We start from the raw sequence: 304 nt of genomic DNA on the forward strand, positions 1-304 counted from the left end.
GTTCCTGTTCACCGGACAGGGCGCCCAGCGGATCGGCATGGGCATGGAACTCTACGAAGCGTTCCCCGTGTTCGCCGAAGCCTTCGACGAAACCTGCGCAGCCCTCGACCCCCACCTCAACCAGCCGATCACGCACACCATCCGTACCGGAAACAATCTCGACCAGACCGCTCATACCCAACCGGCCCTGTTCGCCGTAGAAGTCGCCCTCTACCGCCTGGTCGAATCCTTCGGACTGCGCCCCGACTACGTCGCCGGACACTCCATCGGAGAGATCACCGCCGCCCACATCGCCGGCGTCTTC

The 304-nt window shown here is 64.1% G+C and carries 1 protein-coding gene; it reads left to right on the forward strand.

The features are described 5' to 3' along the window. The coding region (locus tag ADL08_RS14250; RefSeq protein ID WP_159043068.1) for an acyltransferase domain-containing protein at positions 1 to 304 on the forward strand (304 nt) is incomplete at both ends.

Source organism: Streptomyces sp. NRRL F-6492, assembly GCF_001280125.1.
Lineage (GTDB): Bacteria > Actinomycetota > Actinomycetes > Streptomycetales > Streptomycetaceae > Streptomyces.